Below are 441 nucleotides of genomic sequence, written 5' to 3' on the forward strand. Positions count from 1 at the left end.
GAAGCTCACCACGTCCAGCCGCCGTCGGTCTCGCCGGTCAGGAGCGCGGCGCCCAGCCGGGTGTCGTCGCGGTGTCCGTGGTGCTGGCGCAGGTAGACCTGCAGGTCGGCGACGGCGCGGGCGTGCGCGGCGCTGCCGGTGAGCGGGCCGGGGCCGGTGGCCTGCCCGACGACGTCCATCACCTCGGTGCACAGCTGCGCCACGGTGCCGCGGATCCGGTCGGCCTCCACCATGCCGCGAGATCGGAAGAGCCCCCGTCTGAACGCGCTTCCTGTCGCCCAGGCCGCCTCGGACGTGCCGTCGTCGGTGTGTGGGAAGCTCACCACGTCCAGCCGCCGTCGGTCTCGCCGGTCAGGAGCGCGGCGCCCAGCCGGGTGTCGTCGCGGTGTCCGTGGTGCTGGCGCAGGTAGACCTGCAGGTCGGCGACGGCGCGGGCGTGCG

At 75.1% G+C, this 441-nt stretch carries 1 protein-coding gene; it reads right to left on the bottom strand.

The features are described from left to right. Window positions 1-5: 5 nt before the first annotated feature. The gene (locus D8M29_RS13355) at window positions 6-233 is read right to left on the bottom strand and encodes a hypothetical protein (RefSeq protein ID WP_238693442.1); all 228 of its coding nucleotides are present in this window, start codon (window positions 231-233) and stop codon (window positions 6-8) included. Window positions 234-441: the final 208 nt, after the last annotated feature.

Source organism: Micrococcus sp. HSID17227 (assembly GCF_003989405.1).
Classification (GTDB): domain Bacteria; phylum Actinomycetota; class Actinomycetes; order Actinomycetales; family Micrococcaceae; genus Micrococcus; species Micrococcus luteus.

Bases quoted from the DNA above. Each gene is read 5' to 3' on its own strand.
- D8M29_RS13355 (WP_238693442.1), bottom strand. From the start codon at position 233: ATGGTGGAGGCCGACCGGATCCGCGGCACCGTGGCGCAGCTGTGCACC.